This is a genomic window from Shewanella sp. S1-49-MNA-CIBAN-0167 (assembly GCF_040310145.1).
In the GTDB taxonomy this organism is placed as follows: Bacteria; Pseudomonadota; Gammaproteobacteria; order Enterobacterales; family Shewanellaceae; genus Shewanella; species Shewanella psychromarinicola.
The window spans coordinates 1-264 of sequence record NZ_JBEOPO010000318.1 but is presented as its reverse complement, the minus strand read 5'-3'; the positions used below and the strand labels follow the sequence as shown (position 1 = coordinate 264).

Below are 264 nucleotides of genomic sequence, written 5' to 3'. Positions count from 1 at the left end.
ACCCAATAGACTTGCTATTGGGTTTTTGGTAATCGCGTCGTCCAGGTGATCTGGTGCGAAGTGGGCGTAGCGCATTGTGTCTTTAATATCTGAATGCCCTAATACTTGTTTAAGCACCAAAATATTGCCACCGTTCATCATAAAATGGCTGGCGAATGTGTGGCGTAAAATGTGGGTCATTTGGCCTTCTGGGAATATTAAACCGGTTCGTTTTATTGCACGTTCGAATGATCTGCGACATGGTCTGAATAATGGGCCGCGTAC

1 protein-coding gene is annotated in these 264 nt (G+C 45.1%); it reads right to left on the bottom strand.

Features of this window, described 5'->3' with window-relative positions:
* Positions 1-264, bottom strand: a 264-nt coding sequence (locus AAEZ00_RS21470) for a tyrosine-type recombinase/integrase (protein WP_351089957.1), incomplete at both ends; no start/stop codon positions are given.